The organism is Nonomuraea endophytica (assembly GCF_014203235.1).
GTDB lineage: Bacteria > Actinomycetota > Actinomycetes > Streptosporangiales > Streptosporangiaceae > Nonomuraea > Nonomuraea endophytica.
In genome coordinates this window covers 49,915-67,133 of sequence record NZ_JACHIN010000007.1, presented here as the reverse complement: position 1 = coordinate 67,133, position 17,219 = coordinate 49,915, and the positions used below count along the sequence as shown (strand labels likewise).

Sequence of the window (17,219 nt, the reverse complement as noted above, 5' to 3'; positions counted from 1 at the left end):
GGGAACCGACGATGAGCACGAGGCTCGCACTGGTGGGCTGCGGGGCGGTCACCCAGGCCGTCTACGTGCCGCTGCTGTCGAGGCGGCGGGAATTGTTCGAGGTCACGGCGGTCTGCGACCTGTCGCGGACGCACGCCGACGCGGTCGGCGAGCGCCTCGGGGTGACGCGCCGCTACACCTCGCTCGCCGACATGCTGGAAGCGGGTGGCTTCGACGCCGTCGTCATGCTCGCCTCCGGCTCCCACGGCGAGCCGGTACGGCAGGCGCTCGCGGCCGGCTACGCCGTGTTGTGCGAGAAGCCGCTGGCCCTGACCGAGGCCGAGGTCGCGGCGCTGCCCGAGGGCAGGCTGATGGTCGGCTACATGAAGCAGTACGACCCGGCGGTGCGCAGGGCCGAGGAGATCCTGGCTGAGCTGGGCGGGGCCGGTGTGATCCGCTCGGTCGAGGTGACCGTGCTGCACCCGAGCGGCGAGTCACAACTGGCCTTCGCCAACCTGGCCCAGGCGCGGGACGTGGACGTCGAGCCGCTGCGGGCCGCCGAGAACGCGATCCTGGACCGGGCGCTGGGCGAGCGGGCTTCGGCGGAGCTGCGGTCGGTCTACAGCGTGGCGCTGGGCTCGATCTGTCATGATCTGTCGCTGCTGCGGCGGTTCACCGGCTCGCCGGTCGCGGTGGATCACGTGGAGAACTGGGGTGGTTCGCCCGGCTCAATCGAGATTTCTGGGCCTTTGCCGGTCGTCGGGCGATATTCCATCCGATGGCATTACCTGGAGGACTATCCGGCCTACCGGGAGACCGTCGCCGTCCACCACGACAAGGGCACGCTGGAGCTGGCCTTCCCGGCCCCGTACCTGATGAACGCGCCCACCGTGCTGACCGTCGTCTCCGGAGCCGAGAGCCGCAACGAGTACCGGGACGTGACCGAGGCGTTCGAGACACAGTTGCTCGCCTTCCATGCCTTCGTGACCTCCGGCAAGCCGCCGCTCACCGACGCCGCCGGGGCGCTGGAGGACATCGTCACCGCGCAGCGGATCGCGGCCCGCTATGCCGTACAGCATGACCTTGTCCTGGGGGGAGAAGCCGGTGAGCGTTGAGATCGTGCTGGTGCCGCACACGCACTGGGACCGGGAGTGGTACGAGCCGTTCCAGCGCTTCCGGCTGCGGCTGGTGGCGCTGCTCGACGAAGTGATCGAGACCATGGAACGTGAGCCCGGCTACCACTTCACCCTCGACGGGCAGCTGGCCTGCGTGGACGACTACCTGGAGGTGCGGCCGGAGAACCGCGAGCGGCTGGCCGCTCTCGTGCGCTCCGGGCGGCTGGCGGTGGGGCCGTGGCAGATCTTGCTGGACGAGTTCCTGTGCTCGGGCGAGAACATCGTGCGCAACCTGGAGCTCGGGCTCTCCCGCGCGGACAAGCTCGGCGGGGCGATGGAGGTCGGCTATCTGCCGGACATGTTCGGGCACACCGCACAGATGCCGCAGATCTTGCGGCGGGCCGGGCTGGAGCACGCCTGCGTCTACCGGGGCGTGCCGTCGAAGGTGGTCACCGACGCCTTCGCCTGGGTCGCGCCCGACGGCAGCGCCGTCCGCACGCAGTACCTGCCGGAAGGCGGCTACGGCAACGGCGTCGACCTGATCCACGGCGCCGGGAAGCTGGAGGAGCGCGCGGAGGCCTTCGCCCGCCGGATGCGCCCGTGGCACGGACCCGAGGGCGCCCTGCTGGCCATGTACGGCACCGACCATTCCGCCCCGGTCGCCGGGCTGCCGGAGCTGGTCGCGTCGATGGGCTCCCGGATGGACACCCTGTCCGGATATATCGCAGCATTCGACCCGTCCGTCCACGGCCTGCCCCGCGTCGAAGGCGAACTGCGCTCCCACGCCCGCGCCAACATCCTGCCCGGCGTCATCTCCGTGCGCGCCCACGTCAAGCAGGCCATGGGCCGCGCCGAACGCATGGTCGAGCGCTACGCCGAGCCGCTGGCCGCCCTCTGGGGCGAGGACTGGCCCGCCCGCTTCTTGGACATGGCCTGGTGGCGCCTGGTCGACGCCAGCGGCCACGACTCCGTCACCGGCTGCGGCGTCGACGAGACCGCCCAGCAGGTCGCCGCCCGCATCGCCGAAGCCGAACACCTCGGCCAGGCCGTACGCGACATGGTCACCACACGCCTGTCCGCCGCCGTCCCGTCCGACGGCGTGCTCGTCGTCAACCCCACTCCCACGGTACGGCGCGGCGTCGTCCTGACCCAGGTCGCCGGCCAGGACCCGCTGGCCGGACCCGACGGCCCCCTCCACACCCAGACCCTCGAATACGAGCCCACCTTGCTGCTCGACGAGGAGATGGACCCCGAACTGGCCTTCTCCTTCATCCACGGCCCCGAGCTCTACGGCCAGCACATCACCGCCTGGACCGTAGACGACGGCGTCCTCACGTTCACCGTGGCCAAGCACAGCGACAAGGTCTTCGGCACCGCCGACATCGCCGCCGCGGCCACCGGAGTCACCCGGGTACGCATCCTGGCCGAGCCCCGCCGTACCGTCGCCGCCCTGGTCGAGGTCCCCGCCCTGGGCCACACCAGCCTGCGCCCCGTCCCCTGGGAACCAGGCCTGGTACCGGCGACCGGCATAGCCCCCGCCCGCGCGGAAGGCCAGACCCTGGACAACGGACTGCTCCGGGTCGAGGTGGCCGACGACGGCACCCTCACGCTCACCAGCCCCGACGGCCTGACCGTAACCGGCGCCGGACGCATCGTGGACGGCGGCGACGCCGGCGACACCTACAACTACGCGCCACCGACGGGCGACCGCCTGGTGTCGGAGCCGGTCGTGGTAGAGGTCTCCCCGGTATGGTCGGGGCCGCTGGTTGCCGCGTTCGACATCCGCCGCACATACCTCTGGCCAGCCACCGAGCCCGAGCCCATGACCGGCGCCGACCACGCCCGCATCCCCCAGCTCGCCGCCCCCGACCCCGGCCGCGGCACCACCACCGTCGAGACGGTAGTCGAGACGCGCGTCGAACTCCGGGCCGGCGAGCCGTTCGTCCGCCTCCGGGTGGAGTTCGACAACCGGGTCAACGACCACCGGGTCCGCCTGCACATCCCATTGCCGATAGAGGCGACTTCGTCGTACGCGGAAGGCCAGTTCGCCGTCGTCGAACGCGGCCTGAGCGCGGAAGGCGGCTGCGGCGAAACCCCCCTCCCCACGTATCCCGCCTCCGCGTGGGTAGCGGCAGGAGGCGTAGCCGCCCTCCTGGAACACGTAACCGAGTACGAAATCGCCGACCAGGAACTGGCCCTGACCCTCCTGCGCTCGGTCGGCTTCCTGTCCCGCAACCGCAACGCCCTGCGCCCCGAACCGGCAGGCCCCCAGATCCCCACCCCGGCGGCCCAGTCAAGGGGACTCCGCTCGGTGAGCCTGGCCCTGATGCCCTACAGCGGAGACTGGTCCGAAATCCCCGCCGCAGCAGAAACCTTCCGCCACGACCTCCTGGCCGTGGCAGGCACCGGCACAGGCACCCTGCCCGCCCCAGAAACCGGCCTCTCAGTAACCGGCCCAGGCGTGGTGATGACCTCGTTGCGCCGCCGCGACGACTGGAAGGAACTCCGCGTCGTCAACTACGCATCCGCGGATACCACGGCGACGATCGAAGGCACCTTCACCGAAGTCCGCCAAGCCGACCTCCGAGGCCGCCCAGGTCCCGCCCTACCGGTCACCCCAGGCCGCGTCGCCCTCCCCCTCGGCCCCTGGGAGATCGCGACCATCCAGTTCCGCTGACGAAAACAGAGCAGCACCGCCCCTTTGACCAGGGGCGGTGCTGCTGGATGGTCAGGAGGTGAAGAGCTCGTCGGTCGAGGTGACGGAAACGGCGCGCTCAACCCAGAGGTCGAGTGTCTCGGGGTCGGAACAGGCTTGAATGCGAGCCTGCTGTTCGTCGGTGACTGGGATACCGCGTGCCTTCAGCACCTTGACAAGAGCCATGGCTTCGCCGCTTACTTCGCCTTTGGCGATGAGACTCTGGGCATACTCGCCCTGGTACAGGTACGACTTGGTCGCCATGAGCCGCTCCATTTCCTTCTGTGCGTCGCCGGTCAGGGCCACGGTCACGTATTCAGCATAGCGAGCCGCCTCAGACGGGTCGATGCTGTTCAGGGCTGTGGTGAGGGTGGCCAGGATGGTCGGGATCTCGGGGTCCTGGCCGTGGGTGATGGCCGAGATGGCGGCCAGGCCGATGTTGCCCACCGCCGTGGCGACATCGGTGATGACGGGGGTGCTGCCGGGGCCGATCACCAGAGGGGTGAGGGTCAGCCCAGGGTGTCCGGTATGGATGGCTCTGCCTGCCCAGCGGGCGGTGGTCTCGGTGGGGCAGATGACGATGAGACATGCGGGGCAGCGGTAGCGGGCCCGCATGTTGGCGATGTAGGCCAGCCACGTCTCGTGCTTGACCGGATCGCAGGCCAACTGGACCTCGGTGATGACCGCGAGCCGGTCCTTGTCCGAGCCGTAGAGGACCGCGCCGTCCGCCCGGTACTCGGCGGGGACGCACTCCGACAGCGAGCAGGTCACCACTTGGCCGCTGTCGGCGGGGATGCGGAGGCTGTCACCGAACAGGGACTCCAGCATGTGGGCGGTATGCCCGGGATCGAGGGTGGCGATACCCACCAAGCCCTCGTGAAGGGGTGTAACCATGAGGTAAAGCTACGATAAGGAGTCGGTCAGATACTCTGCGTGTCTGGAATGTCCCCTTACCTGGTACCCCAGGAGTACGTCTGCTTTCGGAGCTTCAGGTAAACGAAGGACTCGGTGGCGCGGACCGCGGGGATGGCGCGGATCTTGCTGAGGATCTCCAGCAGGTGGGAGTCGCCCTCGCAGACCACCTCGACGATCACGTCGAAGCTGCCCGCCGTCAGCACCACGTAGTCGATCTCGTCGATCGCGGATAGCTCGTCGGCCACGAGTTCCAGGTCGCCTTCGCAGTTGACGCCGATCATGGCCTGGCGGGGGAAGCCGAGCGTCAGCGGGTCCGTGACCGCGACGATCTGCATCACCCCCGCGTCCTGCAGTCGCTGCACGCGCTGGCGGACGGCGGCCTCGGACAGGCCCACCGCCTTGCCGATGGCGGCGTACGGCATCCGCCCGTCGTTCTGCAACTGCTCGATGATCTGCTTCGACAGATCGTCGAGCACGACCGGCCCGGAAGCGGTGTCGTTGCTTCGGCGTACGCGGGGCGGGGTCGTCATCGCGGGGAATCCTCCTACCAGTCCGGCGTTACGGGTGCATTCCCGCTAGCTTGCCGTCCTGGTGCGACATGCTGTCAGTTCTGGCGGTCCTGTCAAGCGAATTCGTAGCAATTCGGTATCCTTTGCTTCGGAATCCCTTGTCTAGATGCGGTTACTCTGTCAGAGTCGCGGCATCTCAGCCACGTTCACCAGGAGGTCACAAGTTGACCAGCCGTCTGCAGAACTTCATCAACAATGAGTTCGTGGACGCCAAGAGCGGCCGATTCTCCGATGTCATCGATCCCTGTACCGGCGAAGCCTATCTTCAGGCTCCGATCTCCGGCCCAGAGGATGTCGATGCCGCCTACGCCGCCGCGGCTGCCGCGTTCGAGTCGTGGGGTCAGACCACGCCGGGAGAGCGGGCCAATCTCCTGCTCAAGGTCGCCGAGGCGATCGAGGCGAGGGCCGATGAGATCAACGAGGCTGAGTGCCTCAACACCGGCAAGCCCCGCGCCCGCATGGCCGAGGACGAGACTCCGGTCGCGGCCGACCACTTCCGGTTCTTCGCCGGTGCGGCCAGGACCCTTGAGGGCCCGACGGCCGGTGAGTTCCTCGCCGAGCACACCAGCGTCATCAGGCACGAGCCGATCGGCGTCATCGGCCAGGTCACGCCCTGGAACTACCCGATGATGATGGCGGTCTGGAAGATCGCCCCGGCGCTGGCCGCCGGAAACACCATCGTGCTCAAGCCGTCGGACACGACGCCCGTTTCCACCGTCAAACTCGCCGAGATCATCGGCAGCGTGCTGCCGCCCGGCGTCTTCAACGTCGTCACCGGCGACCGGGAGACCGGCGCGCTGGTCGTGGGCCACCCGACCGCCTCCATGGTGGCGATCACCGGCTCGGTCGGCGCGGGCATGGCCGTCGCCAAGACCGCCGCCGACGACCTCAAGCGGGTCCACCTGGAGCTGGGCGGCAAGGCCCCGGTCGTGGTCTTCGAGGACGTCAAGGACCTCAAGACCGCCGCCGAGTCCATCGCCACCGCCGGGCTCTACAACGCCGGCCAGGACTGCACCGCCGCCTGCCGCGTGCTGGTCCACGAGAGCGTGCACGACGAGTTCGTGGCCGCCCTCACCGCGGCGGCCGCCGGTACGGTCACCGGCGACCTGTCCAACGAGGACGCCCTGTACGGCCCGCTGAACAACGAGAACCAACTGACCAGGGTCCAGGGCTTCATAGAGCGGGCCCCGTCGCACGCCACGGTCCTGACCGGCGGCCACCGCGTGGGCGACAAGGGCTACTTCTTCGCTCCGACCATCGTCGACGGCCTCAAGCAGGACGACGAGATGGTGCAGAACGAGGTCTTCGGCCCGGTCATCACCGTCCAGACGTTCACCGACGAGGCGGACGCGCTGGCCAAGGCCAACGACGTGCGCTACGGCCTGTCGGGCTCCGTCTGGACCTCCGACCACGGCCGCGCGATGCGGATGTCGAACAGGCTCGAGTTCGGCGTGGTGTGGGTCAACACGCACATCCCGTTCGTGAGCGAGATGCCGCACGGCGGCTTCAAGCACTCCGGCTACGGCAAGGACCTGTCGGTCTTCGGTCTTCACGACTACACGCGCGTCAAGCACGTCATGCACTACATCGGAGACTAGATGCACGCGATCCAGCTCGATGACGTCGTCAAGGAATACCAGTCGCACGGCGAGGTCGTCCAGGCTGTGAAGGGCGTCACGCTGGAGATCGCCGAGGGGGAGTTCTTCTCCCTCCTCGGCCCCTCCGGTTGCGGCAAGACCACGACCATGCGCATGATCGCGGGCTTCGAGGAGCCTTCGAGGGGCGTGGTCAAGCTGCTCGGGAAGGACGTCACCAACGTCCCGCCCAACAAGCGCGATGTGAACATGGTCTTCCAGTCCTACGCGCTGTTCCCGCACATGAACGTGTGGGACAACGTGGCCTTCGGACTCAAGCAGAGGGGTGTCGCCCAGGCCGAGATCCGGCAGCGGGTGACCGAGATGCTGGAGATCGTCGACCTGACCGGCCGCGAGAAGCGCCGCCCCCGGGAGATGTCCGGTGGCCAGCAGCAGCGGGTGGCGCTGGCCAGGGCACTGGTCAACCGCCCGCGCGCGCTCCTGCTCGACGAACCGCTGGGCGCGCTCGACCTGAAGCTGCGCCAGGCGATGCAGATCGAGCTCAAGCGCATCCAGCGTGAGGTGGGCATCACCTTCGTCTACGTCACGCACGACCAGAACGAGGCGCTGACGATGAGCGACCGCATCGCCGTCATGAACGACGGCCTTGTGGAGCAGCTCGCCGGCCCTCGGGAGATCTATGAGCGCCCGGCGACGCAGTTCGTCGCCGGCTTCATCGGCACATCCAACCTTCTCGCCGGTACGGCTGCCGCCGGCGTGCTGCCCATCGGCGGTGGCCGGGTCCTGGTACCAGGCCAGGACGGGGACGTTTCGGTCACCGTACGCCCGGAGAAGATCACCATCGACACCGCGGAGCCGAACGGCCAGGTCAGCGCGGTGCCGGGCACGGTCGCCGAGGTGGTCTACCTCGGTACTTACAACAGTTACGCCGTGGCCCTCGCCGACGGGGCCGAGGTCACGGTATTCCAGCAAAACGCGCACGACTCCACTACCACGGCCGAGCGGGGTGACTCGGTCTGGCTGTCGTGGCAGCCGCAGCACTCATATGTGATTGGAAGTTGAAGGCCATGGACCCCGTGAACAAGATAGCCCTTCTGCGTGGGATGACGCAGAACCGCACCCGGCGTGAAGCGTTGCGGCTCGCCGGGCTCTCGGCCACCGGACTGATGCTGGCCGCCTGCGGTGTGCAGGGTCAGAAGCAGACTCCGGCCAAGCCGGACGCGGTCCAGGACTATTGGGCCAAGCAGAAGAAGACCGGCAAGGTCGTCTTCGCCAACTGGCCCGAGTACATGCCCGAGGACAAGAAGCCGCTGGAGGAGTTCAAGAAGGCGACCGGTATCTCTTACGAGTACAAAGAGGTCATCGACGAGAACGCCTCCTTCTTCGGCAAGGTGGACCCGGTGCTCAGGGCGGGCCAGTCGCTCGGCTACGACATCGTGGTCATGACGAACGGCATCCAGCTCCAGCACATGATCGAGCTGGGCTACGTGGTCCAGCTGGACCAGGCGAAGCTGCCGAACTTCAACGCCAACGCGGGCGCCAAGTACAAGGACCGCTCCTACGACCCGGGCAACGTCTACACCGTGCCCTACACCTCGGGCATCACGGGGATCGCATACAACACCAAGTACGTCAAGGACGACATCACCAGCATCAACGCGTTGTTCGATCCCAAGTACAAGGGCCGCGTCGGGATGATGCGCGACGCCCAGGAGATCGGCAACTTCGGCATGTTCGCGCTGGGCATCGACCCGGAGAAGTCGACGCAGGCCGACTGGGAGAAGGCCGGCGCCAAGCTCAAGGAGCAGCGCGACGCCGGGCTGGTGCGCAAGTACTACGACCAGGACTACATCGACGCCGTCTCCAAGGGTGACGTGTGGCTGACGATGGCCTGGTCGGGCGATGTGTTCCAGCGCCAGCTCGCGGGTGAGCCGGTCAAGTTCGTGGTGCCGGGGGAGGGCGGCACGATCTGGACCGACAACATGCTCATTCCCAAGGGCGCGGCCAACCCGATCGACGCGATCACGCTGATGGACTGGTTCTACAAGCCGGAGATCGCCGCCGAGCTGGAGGAGTTCATCCAGTTCGTCACCCCGGTCCCCGCGGCGCACGACATCCTCAAGGAGAAGGTGGCGACGCTGCAGGGCAAGGAGAAGACGGATCTGGAGACGCTGGTCAACAGCCCGCTGATCTTCCCGACCGAGGCCGACTACGCCAAGCTGCGCGGCTACACCCAGCTCACCACCAAGACCGAGCAGGTGTTCAACCGCATCTTCCAGACCGTCACCCAGGCCTAGCCGTGAAAGGCCGGCTTACCCCCTACCTGCTCGCCCTGCCGAGCTGGCTGTGGCTGGGAATCTTCCTGGTCGTGCCGCTGGCGGCGATGGCCTCGGTCTCGACGACCACCGGCAACAACATCGACGGCTTCGTCCAGACCTTCGCCTTCTCCAACTACACCGACGCCCTGAGCCGCTACAGCACCCAGCTGGCCCGCTCGTTCGCCTACGGGGCCATGGCCACCGTGGCGATGCTGGTGATCGGCTACCCGGTGGCGTACTTCATCGCCTTCAAGGGCGGTGCGCGTAAGTCCACCTACCTGTTCCTGCTCCTGCTGCCGTTCTTCGTCTCGTTCGTGCTGCGCACGATCTCGTGGGGTTTCCTGCTGGCCGACGACGGCATCCTGCTCGGCACGCTGAAGGGCTGGGGGCTGCTGCCCGCCGGTTTCCACGTGCTGGCCACGACCTTCTCGGTGGTGGCGGGGCTGACGTACAACTGGCTGCCGTTCATGATCCTGCCGATCTACGTCGCGCTGGAGCGCGTGGATCCGCGCGTGATCGAGGCGGCCCAGGACCTGTACGCGACCCGCCTGGCCGCCTTCCGCAGGGTGGTGCTGCCGCTGTCGCTGCCCGGTGTGTTCGCCGGGGTGCTGATGACGTTCGTGCCCGCCACGGCCGACCCGGTCAACGCCCAGATCCTCGGCGGCACCTCGAACACGATGATCGGCAACGTCATCCAGACCGAGTACCTGACGAACCTGGCCTACCCGTCGGCGTCAGCGCTGTCGTTCACGCTGATGGCGGTGCTGCTGGTGGGCATCTTCATCTACGCCAAGGCGCTGGGCACGGAGAACGTTCTGGAAGCGGCGGCCAACCGATGAAAAGGAACCGTCTGGGCGACCGCGTCCTCCACCTCTACACCTGGCTGATCATCGTCTGGCTGTCCGCGCCGATCGCCGTGATGATCCTCTTCGGGTTCAACGACAAGAAGAGCAAGTCCAACACCAGCTGGCAGGGCTTCACGCTGCGCTGGTACCAGGAGCTCTTCTCGATCTCGGACCTGTCTACCGCGCTGATCAACTCGCTGGTGATCGCGGTCGCGAGCACTCTGGTGACCGCGGTCATCGGCACGATGCTGGGTCTCGCGCTGGGCCGTTTCCGGTTCCGGGGCAAGGGCATCACCAACTTCCTGGTCTTCGTCGCGATCTCGACGCCGGAGCTGGTCATGGGCTCGTCGCTGCTGTCGCTGTTCGTCTCGGCGAACATGCCGCGCGACTCGTTCACGATCATCATCGCGCACGTGCTGTTCTCGCTGTCGTTCGTGACGGTGACCGTGCGGGCCAGGGTGGTCACGCTCGACCCCTCGCTGGAGGAGGCGGCCAGGGACCTGGGCGCCTCGGCGTGGGGCACCTTCCGTCAGGTGACGCTTCCGGCGATCATGCCGGGTGTCGCGGCGGGGGCGATGCTGGCCTTCGCGCTGTCGGTCGACGACTACGTGGTGACGAGCTTCGTCAACGGCTCCACCATCACGTTCCCGCTGTGGATCGTCGGGTCGGTGAAGACCGGCATTCCGCCGCAGGTTAACGTCATGGGTACGCTGATCTTCGGTGTTGGCGTGCTGATCGCCGTGGCCAACTTCGTCGCGGCTCGGCGGCGCCGTACCTGAGAATTCCGACCTTTCCCCCCGCCGGTCGGCGGGGGGTTTGGCATACGACGCTAAGGAACGACGACAAAGAACAGGGAGGCGAGATCGGATTTCGGCGGGGGGAACCCGTGCGTGATCACTCATACGATCCCGCAATTTTTCGTATTTCACACTAACTTCGTAGGGAAGTGGGATTTGTGGATCCGCTGAAGGCGCTTGCTGATGCGGAGCGCAAGCCGTACTGGCTGGACAGTCCGGCCAGACCTGAGCCGCAGCCGCGGCTCTTCGGACAGACGACCGCCGACCTCGTGGTCGTCGGCGGGGGCTTTTCGGGGTTGTGGACGGCCCTGATGGCCAAGGAACGTGACCCGTCCCAGGACGTCGTCCTGCTGGAAGGCCGCAGGATCGGCTGGGCGGCCACCGGCCGCAACGGCGGGTTCTGCATGGCGACGCTCACCCACGGGCTGGCCAACGGACTGGAGCGCTGGCCCGAGGACATCGAGCGGCTTGAGCACATGGGCGTGGAGAACCTCGACGAGATCGAGGCGACGCTGCGCCGCTACGACATCGACTGCTCGTTCGAGCGTACCGGCGAACTGCACGTGGCCACCGAGCCGTGGCAGCTGGACGACCTCAACGAACACTTGGACCTGATCTCCGACCTCGGGCTCGACTACGTGCCCCTGGACCGGGAGCAGGTACGGGCCGAGGTCGACTCGCCCACCTACCTGGGCGGGCTGTGGGAGCGCAGCGGCTGCGCCATGCTCGACCCGGCCAAGCTGGCCTTCGGGCTGCGCGCGGCCTGTCTCAAACTCGGCGTCCGGATCTACGAGCGCTCGCCGGTCCGGGCACTCGACGACGACGGCGTCACCATCACGTTGCGCACCCCGCACGGCAGCGCCGCCGCGCCCAAGGTCGCGCTCGGCACCGGCGTCTTCCCGCCGCTGCTGCGCCGGCTCAAGCACTTCGTGGTGCCGGTCTACGACTACGCGCTCATGACCGAGCCCATGTCGCCCGCCCAGCTCGCCTCGGTGGGCTGGGAGAACAGGCAGGGCGTCGGCGACTCGGCCAACCAGTTCCACTATTACCGGCTGAGCGACGACAACCGCATCCTGTGGGGCGGCTACGACGCCGTCTACTACAACGGCGGCCACCTCAAGCCCGAATACGACCAGCGCGACGAGACGTTCGTCAAGCTGGCCGGGCACTTCTACGACACCTTCCCGCAGCTGTCCGGCCTGCGCTTCACCCACCGGTGGGGTGGCGTCATCGACACCTGCAGCCGCTTCTCCGCCTTCTTCGGCCAGGCCCACGGCGGCCGGCTGGCCTACGCCGTCGGCTACACCGGCATGGGCGTGGGCGCCACCCGCTTCGGCGCGAACGTCATGCTCGACCTGCTGTCGGGCGAGCGCACCGAGCGGACGGAGCTGCGGATGGTCAGGGAGAAGCCGTTCCCGTTCCCGCCGGAGCCGGTCCGGTCGGGGGTGATCCAGTTCACCCGGTGGTCGATCGCCCGCGCCGACCTCCACCAGGGCAAGCGCAACCTGTGGCTGCGCACGCTCGACCGGATGGGCCTGGGCTTCGACTCCTGAGCCGCGCGCGGCCGTGGACACCAAGGTCCGCGGCCGCACAGACTTGGCGCATGAGAGTGGAGTTCTCCGCCGACGGAATCGTGCTGGCCGGTGATCTGCGGATCCCCTCAGGCTCAGGGGTACGGCCGGCCGTCGTGCTGACCGGCCCCTTCACCGGGGTGCGTGAGCAGGTGACCGGGCTTTACGCCGAGCGGCTGGCCGCCGAGGGTTTCGTCACGCTGGCCTTCGACCACCGGTGCTGGGGAGAGTCGGGAGGCGAGCCCCGGCGGCACGAGGACGTGCAGGGCAAGCTGCACGACCTGCGGGCGGCGGTGTCGTTGCTGCGGTCGCGGCCGGAGGTGGATCCGGAGCGGATCGCGGCTGTGGGTATCTGCCTGGGCGGCGGATATGCCCTGAAATTTGCTGCTTTTGATCCCAGGGTTAAGGCTTTCGCCGGGATCGCGGGGGCGTACAACAATCCGTACTCGATGCGGACGGGGATGGACTATCAGGGCGCGCTGGGCGGGTTCGCCGGCGTGCTGGAGCGTCAGGACCTCGGTGGCGCGGTCGAGTATCTGCCCGCGGTTTCCACGGACGGCGAGGCGGCGATGCCGGGCGACGAGCCCTTCGCCTATTACGGGACCTCCCGCGGCGCGGCCGCGTCCTGGAAGAACGAGGTGACCAGGGCGAGCATCTGCGAGCTGATCACCATGGACAACATGATGGGCGCCGACTTCCTGTCCCCGAAACCGGCGCTGATCGTGCACGGGGTGATCGACCGGTTCTGCTCGCCGGAAGGCGCGGAGGAGGCGTACCGGCGGCTGGACGAGCCCAAGAAGCTGGTCTGGCTGGATGCCAAGGAGCACGTGGACCTGTACGACCGCGAGCCGTACGTGGGACAGGCGGTGGCCGAGGTGGCGGCCTTCCTCCGCGAACACCTCGCCGCCTGACTTTCCCGGATATCTGGGCGTGTGACCTGTTGAGGTGTTGGGCAGAGATCATCCTGTAATGGGAAGATCGCCACCCCCGGGGCGAAGTTGTGTTCCGGGGGGACGGGCATGCGATCGTACGGTCGAGGGCTGTCACCGGCTGCCACGGCGGTCCTGGTGGGCGGGGTCATAGCCGGGTGCGGGACGGTGCCTCCGCCGATGGCGCCGCACGTGCATGTGGCGAACGCCGCCTGTGTGCTGGAGTACCCGGATCTGGTCGGCGCGGTGGCGGCGCGCGGGCGGCTTCAGAAGGACCTCGATCGGTACGTCACCCGGCAGCCCGGACGCATCGTCTACAGTGCGCACGAACTCGTGAGCGGGCTGCGGCTGGCGTACCGGGAGCACGAGAGCGGCATGATCACCGCCAGCGGCAGCAAGGTGGACATTCTCACCGCCTTGATGCTGCGCCGGGGGCGGCTCAGCTCCGCGGAGAGCGACCTGGCGGCCCGGATGATCCGGGAGAGCGACAACCACGCGGCCGACGCGCTGTGGTGGCGGGTCGGCGCCGGCTACGGGATGGGGAACTTCTACCGGCGGATGGGGTTGCGGGAGACCACCCCGGGTCCCAGCCGGTACTGGGGCGGCACCAACACCAGCCCGGCCGACCGGATCCGGTTGTTGCGGCTGCTGGTTCAGGGGGGTGCGGGGTTGTCGGCCGTGCACCGTGCGCACATTCTCGGGCTGATGGGCCGCGTGCAGGCCGACCAGGCGTGGGGGGTCAGCGCGGCGGCCCGGCCAGGGGACCGGGTGGCGCTGAAGAACGGGTGGACTCCCCGGCCCTTCGTGCACAACACCTGGGCGGTGACCAGCTACGGCCGGATCCACGGGCCCGGGCGTGACCTGCTGCTGGCCGTGCAGACCGACCTGCAGCCGGGGGAGGGCCAGGGCATCCAGGCCGTCGAGGGCCTCGCCAGGCTGATCGGCCAGCGCCTCGACAAGCTGTCACCCCGCCTCACCCGCACCTGTCCCGCCGTCCCGGTCATCACCTGACACCCGCCGCCATGTGTTCCAGGGCACCCGTCGCGAGGGCAATAAAGGGGGATCATCCGGCGTTGTAACTCACTGTTAGACCGCTCGGCGGCCGACTGAACCACGTCGGTATCACCCCGGTCGAAGCCCACCACGACGGTGCGCTCCCGGGAGGCTCCGTCATGACCTGGACGGAGACCAGATGAGGTCCTACCTGAACGTGCTGGCCACCCCCGGCGCCTGGCGGTTCCTGGCGCCCGCGCTGGTGGCCCGCCTGCCGTACGCGATGTTGCAGATGGGTGTGCTGCTGCTCGTGCAGCGGTCCACCGGCTCCTACGGCGCGGCCGGAATCGCCGCCGCGGCGGCCGCGGTGTCACAGGCCCTGGTGGGGCCGCAGACCGGTCGTCTCGCCGACCGCTACGGCCAGCGCAAGGTGCTGCTGCCACAGGTCGCCGTCCACGGGCTGGCGCTCGGGGCGCTGCTCGCGCTGGCTTCCGCGCAGGCGGCCGTGCCGTTCCTCGTGCTCACCGCGGCGCTGGCGGGAGCGTCGGTGCCGCAGGTCGGGGCCATGGTCAGGGCGCGGTGGGCACACCGGCTCGGACGCTCGGGGAAGCTCAACACGGCCTTCGCGGTCGAGTCGATCACCGATGAGCTGACCTTCACGCTCGCTCCCGTCCTGCTCGTGGGGCTGTCCACGGGGTTCTCGCCGGTCGTGGCGCTGCTGGGCGCGCTGGTGCTGATCGTGGCCGGGACCGTGGTGTTCGCGAGCGTGCGGACCGCGCTGCCCGAGCCCATGCCGGTCCGGGTGCGGGCCACCGGCGGAGTGCTGCGGCTGCGCGGCGTCGCTCCGCTGGCGCTCGCCTTCCTCGCCATGGGCTCCGTCTTCGGCTCGCTGCAGGTCGGCATCACCTCGCTGACGGCCGCGCTGGGCGAGCCCGCGCTTGCCGGGCCGATCTACGGGACGTTCTCCGCCGCGAGCGTGGTGGGCGGGCTGCTCTACGGCGCCGTCCGCTGGAAGGTGGCGGCCCGCACCCGGCTGGTGGCCGGCCTGGCACTGCTGGCCGTCGCGACCACCGCGCTCACGTTCGCGGGCTCCATCCCCATGACGTACGGCGCCGCCGCCCTCGCCGGCCTGGTGATCGCCCCCGTGGTGATCACCGGCTACACGATCATCGACGACCTGGTCCCGGCTGACGTCCGTACCGAGTCGTTCACCTGGCTCAACGGCGCCATCGGCCTCGGCATCGCGACCGGCGCCTCGGTGGCCGGCCAGCTCGTCGACCAGATCGGCCCCTCCCTCGCCTTCGTGGTGCCGCCGCTGACCACGGGCCTGGCCGCCCTCCTGGTCCTGGTACGGCTCCGCAGCCTCCGCCCCCTGCCGGAGCCCGCCGTCACCGGTGAGCAGGTTCTTCAGCGTCGCTGATGACCTTGGGCACCCCGCGCAGCCCCACCAGCGCGAGCCCCGCGACGACCACCAGGATGGCCGCGGTGACCACCGAGGTCGTCCGCATCCCCGCCACGAAGGCCTGCTCGGCCGCGCTGATCAGCTCACCGGCCCGATCGGCGGGCAGCGTGCTCGCCAGGTTGATCGCGTCGGTGATCGACTCGCGGGCGGCCGGGTCCGCATAGGTCATGTTGGCCCGGTACGTGCTGGTCAGGACCGTGCCGAGGACGGCGATGCCGAGCGCGCCGCCGAGCTCGAAGGCGGTCTCGGAGATGGCCGCCGCGGCCCCGGCGCGCCGCTTGGGCGCGGTGGCCAGCACGTTGTCGTTGTTCACGGTGAACGTGAGCCCGATCCCGATGCCGCCGATGACCATGGGAACCAGCAGGTAGAAGTAGTTCAGCTCGGTGCCGAGCGTGGCGTACCAGGCGAAGGAGACCGCGTTCAGGGCCAGTCCGAGCGCGACCACGCCGTTGCGGCCCAGGACCCGGATGAGCGGCGCGGCCACCATGCCGCCGATCGCGCCGGACAGGCCGCCGGGCAGGCCGGCCAGGCCCGCCTGGAGCGGCGACCAGCCGATGACGAGCTGCAGGTACCAGGCGAACATGAGCGACATCGCCATCATCGTGAAGATGGCCAGCAGGTTCGTGCCGATGGAGGCGGTGAAGGCGCGCTTGGCGAACAGCCGCACGTCGATGAGCGGGTGGGCAAGCCGTGTCTGACGCCGGGCGAACACCACCAGCGCCGCCGCCCCGAGCACGCCGGCCGCGAGGACGTCGGGGGCGCCGAGGCCGTTGTGCGCCGCCTCCTTCACCGCGTAGATGACGGCGACCATGCCGGCGAAGGACAGCACGACGCTGAGCGCGTCGATCCGGCCCGCGTCCGGGTTGCGTGACTCCGGCAGCACGAGGTAGCCGCCGACGAGCACCACGGCCATGATCGGCAGGTTGATCAGGAAGACCGATCCCCACCAGAAGTGGTCGAGCAGGACGCCGCCCACGACCGGCCCGATCGCGAACCCGGCCGCGCTCATCGAGCTCCAGATGCCGATCGCGGTGGTGCGCTCGCCGGGCTCGGTGAAGACGTTGCGGATGATCGACAGGGTGGACGGCATGATCGTGGCCGCCGCGATGCCGAGCAGGGCCCTGGCCGCGATGAGCAGTTCGGCGTTGGGGGCGTAGGCGGTGACGACGGAGGCGGCGCTGAACGCGACCGCGCCGATGAGGAGCAGCCGCTTGCGCCCGATCCGGTCGCCGAGGTTGCCCATGGTGATGAGCAGGCCGGCGAGCGCGAAGCCGTACATGTCGCCGATCCACAGCAACTGCGTCGAGGAGGCGCCGAGGTCGGCGACCAGGCTCGGCAGGGCGAGGTGCAGGACGGTCAGGTCGAGTGAGAGAAGGAGCGTGGCGAGGCAGGCGATCGCCAGGCAGGCCCATTTGGTGCGCATGCCGCCCACAGTG

At 68.7% G+C, this 17,219-nt stretch carries 14 protein-coding genes; 11 read left to right on the top strand and 3 right to left on the bottom strand.

All coding sequences use genetic code 11. From position 1 onward, the window contains the following. Positions 1-11: 11 nt before the first annotated feature. Complete coding sequence (locus tag HNR40_RS25380) at positions 12-1,094, top strand: Gfo/Idh/MocA family protein (protein ID WP_184965514.1); 1,083 nt, start codon at positions 12-14, stop codon at positions 1,092-1,094. Beyond that, on the top strand, positions 1,084-3,771 hold the full coding sequence (locus tag HNR40_RS56475; RefSeq protein WP_312896503.1) for a glycoside hydrolase family 38 N-terminal domain-containing protein: 2,688 nt from the start codon (positions 1,084-1,086) through the stop codon (positions 3,769-3,771). The genes HNR40_RS25380 and HNR40_RS56475 overlap by 11 nt, the downstream gene beginning before the upstream one ends. A gap of 51 nt (positions 3,772-3,822) precedes the next feature. On the opposite strand, the gene HNR40_RS25370 is transcribed toward HNR40_RS56475, so the two are convergent. Together HNR40_RS25370 and HNR40_RS25365 are read right to left on the bottom strand one after the other, a co-directional pair. Continuing rightward, entirely contained in the window at positions 3,823-4,617 is a 795-nt protein-coding gene (locus tag HNR40_RS25370) for a hypothetical protein (protein ID WP_184965510.1), read from the bottom strand. A 122-nt stretch (positions 4,618-4,739) separates the two neighbouring features. Then, positions 4,740-5,234 carry an Lrp/AsnC family transcriptional regulator gene (locus HNR40_RS25365; protein ID WP_184965508.1) on the bottom strand — a complete coding sequence of 165 codons (495 nt, stop codon included), beginning with the start codon at positions 5,232-5,234 and terminating at the stop codon, positions 4,740-4,742. Between the two features lie 203 nt (positions 5,235-5,437). On the opposite strand from HNR40_RS25365, the gene HNR40_RS25360 reads away from it, so the two are divergent. The 9 genes from HNR40_RS25360 to HNR40_RS25320 all read left to right on the top strand — a co-directional run bounded on the left by HNR40_RS25360 (position 5,438) and on the right by HNR40_RS25320 (position 15,741). Then, positions 5,438-6,871, top strand: coding sequence for a gamma-aminobutyraldehyde dehydrogenase (locus HNR40_RS25360; protein ID WP_184965506.1), 1,434 nt, complete (start codon positions 5,438-5,440; stop codon positions 6,869-6,871). Further along, complete coding sequence (locus HNR40_RS25355; RefSeq protein ID WP_184965504.1) at positions 6,872-7,930, top strand: ABC transporter ATP-binding protein; 1,059 nt, start codon at positions 6,872-6,874, stop codon at positions 7,928-7,930. 41 nt (positions 7,931-7,971) lie between these two features. Beyond that, positions 7,972-9,165: an ABC transporter substrate-binding protein gene (locus HNR40_RS25350; protein ID WP_246509475.1), complete on the top strand. Its 1,194-nt coding sequence runs from the start codon at positions 7,972-7,974 to the stop codon at positions 9,163-9,165. 2 nt (positions 9,166-9,167) lie between these two features. Next, positions 9,168-10,025: an ABC transporter permease gene (locus tag HNR40_RS25345; RefSeq protein WP_184965500.1), complete on the top strand. Its 858-nt coding sequence runs from the start codon at positions 9,168-9,170 to the stop codon at positions 10,023-10,025. Further along, the gene (locus HNR40_RS25340) at positions 10,022-10,810 is read left to right on the top strand and encodes an ABC transporter permease (protein ID WP_184965498.1); all 789 of its coding nucleotides are present in this window, start codon (positions 10,022-10,024) and stop codon (positions 10,808-10,810) included. Before HNR40_RS25345 ends, HNR40_RS25340 begins: the two co-directional genes overlap by 4 nt. 176 nt (positions 10,811-10,986) lie before the next feature. After that, complete coding sequence (locus HNR40_RS25335) at positions 10,987-12,381, top strand: NAD(P)/FAD-dependent oxidoreductase (protein WP_184965496.1); 1,395 nt, start codon at positions 10,987-10,989, stop codon at positions 12,379-12,381. A 50-nt stretch (positions 12,382-12,431) separates the two neighbouring features. Continuing rightward, a complete protein-coding gene (locus HNR40_RS25330) occupies positions 12,432-13,310 on the top strand; it encodes an alpha/beta hydrolase (protein WP_184965494.1) in 879 nt (292 codons plus the stop codon). 198 nt (positions 13,311-13,508) lie between these two features. Then, a complete protein-coding gene (locus HNR40_RS25325; RefSeq protein ID WP_184965492.1) occupies positions 13,509-14,339 on the top strand; it encodes a serine hydrolase in 831 nt (276 codons plus the stop codon). Between the two features lie 181 nt (positions 14,340-14,520). Continuing rightward, positions 14,521-15,741, top strand: a complete 1,221-nt coding sequence (locus HNR40_RS25320; protein ID WP_184965489.1) for an MFS transporter — start codon at positions 14,521-14,523, stop codon at positions 15,739-15,741. Here the strand turns inward: HNR40_RS25320 and HNR40_RS25315 are convergent. Further along, the gene (locus HNR40_RS25315) at positions 15,710-17,206 is read right to left on the bottom strand and encodes a DHA2 family efflux MFS transporter permease subunit (RefSeq protein ID WP_184965487.1); all 1,497 of its coding nucleotides are present in this window, start codon (positions 17,204-17,206) and stop codon (positions 15,710-15,712) included. The two genes, HNR40_RS25320 and HNR40_RS25315, sit on opposite strands and share 32 nt — an antisense overlap. Between the last annotated feature and the right edge of the window lie 13 nt (positions 17,207-17,219).

What these genes read in the sequence shown, in the direction of transcription:
- HNR40_RS25350 (WP_246509475.1), top strand. Translation starts at nt 7,972, where the DNA reads ATGACGCAGAACCGCACCCGGCGTGAAGCGTTGCGGCTCGCCGGGCTC.
- HNR40_RS25325 (WP_184965492.1), top strand. Translation starts at nt 13,509, where the DNA reads ATGGCGCCGCACGTGCATGTGGCGAACGCCGCCTGTGTGCTGGAGTAC.
- HNR40_RS25370 (WP_184965510.1), bottom strand. Translation starts at nt 4,617, where the DNA reads ATGCTGGAGTCCCTGTTCGGTGACAGCCTCCGCATCCCCGCCGACAGC.
- HNR40_RS25340 (WP_184965498.1), top strand. Translation starts at nt 10,022, where the DNA reads ATGAAAAGGAACCGTCTGGGCGACCGCGTCCTCCACCTCTACACCTGG.
- HNR40_RS25330 (WP_184965494.1), top strand. Translation starts at nt 12,432, where the DNA reads ATGAGAGTGGAGTTCTCCGCCGACGGAATCGTGCTGGCCGGTGATCTG.
- HNR40_RS25355 (WP_184965504.1), top strand. Translation starts at nt 6,872, where the DNA reads ATGCACGCGATCCAGCTCGATGACGTCGTCAAGGAATACCAGTCGCAC.
- HNR40_RS25365 (WP_184965508.1), bottom strand. Translation starts at nt 5,234, where the DNA reads ATGACGACCCCGCCCCGCGTACGCCGAAGCAACGACACCGCTTCCGGG.
- HNR40_RS25320 (WP_184965489.1), top strand. Translation starts at nt 14,521, where the DNA reads ATGAGGTCCTACCTGAACGTGCTGGCCACCCCCGGCGCCTGGCGGTTC.
- HNR40_RS25315 (WP_184965487.1), bottom strand. Translation starts at nt 17,206, where the DNA reads ATGCGCACCAAATGGGCCTGCCTGGCGATCGCCTGCCTCGCCACGCTC.
- HNR40_RS25380 (WP_184965514.1), top strand. Translation starts at nt 12, where the DNA reads ATGAGCACGAGGCTCGCACTGGTGGGCTGCGGGGCGGTCACCCAGGCC.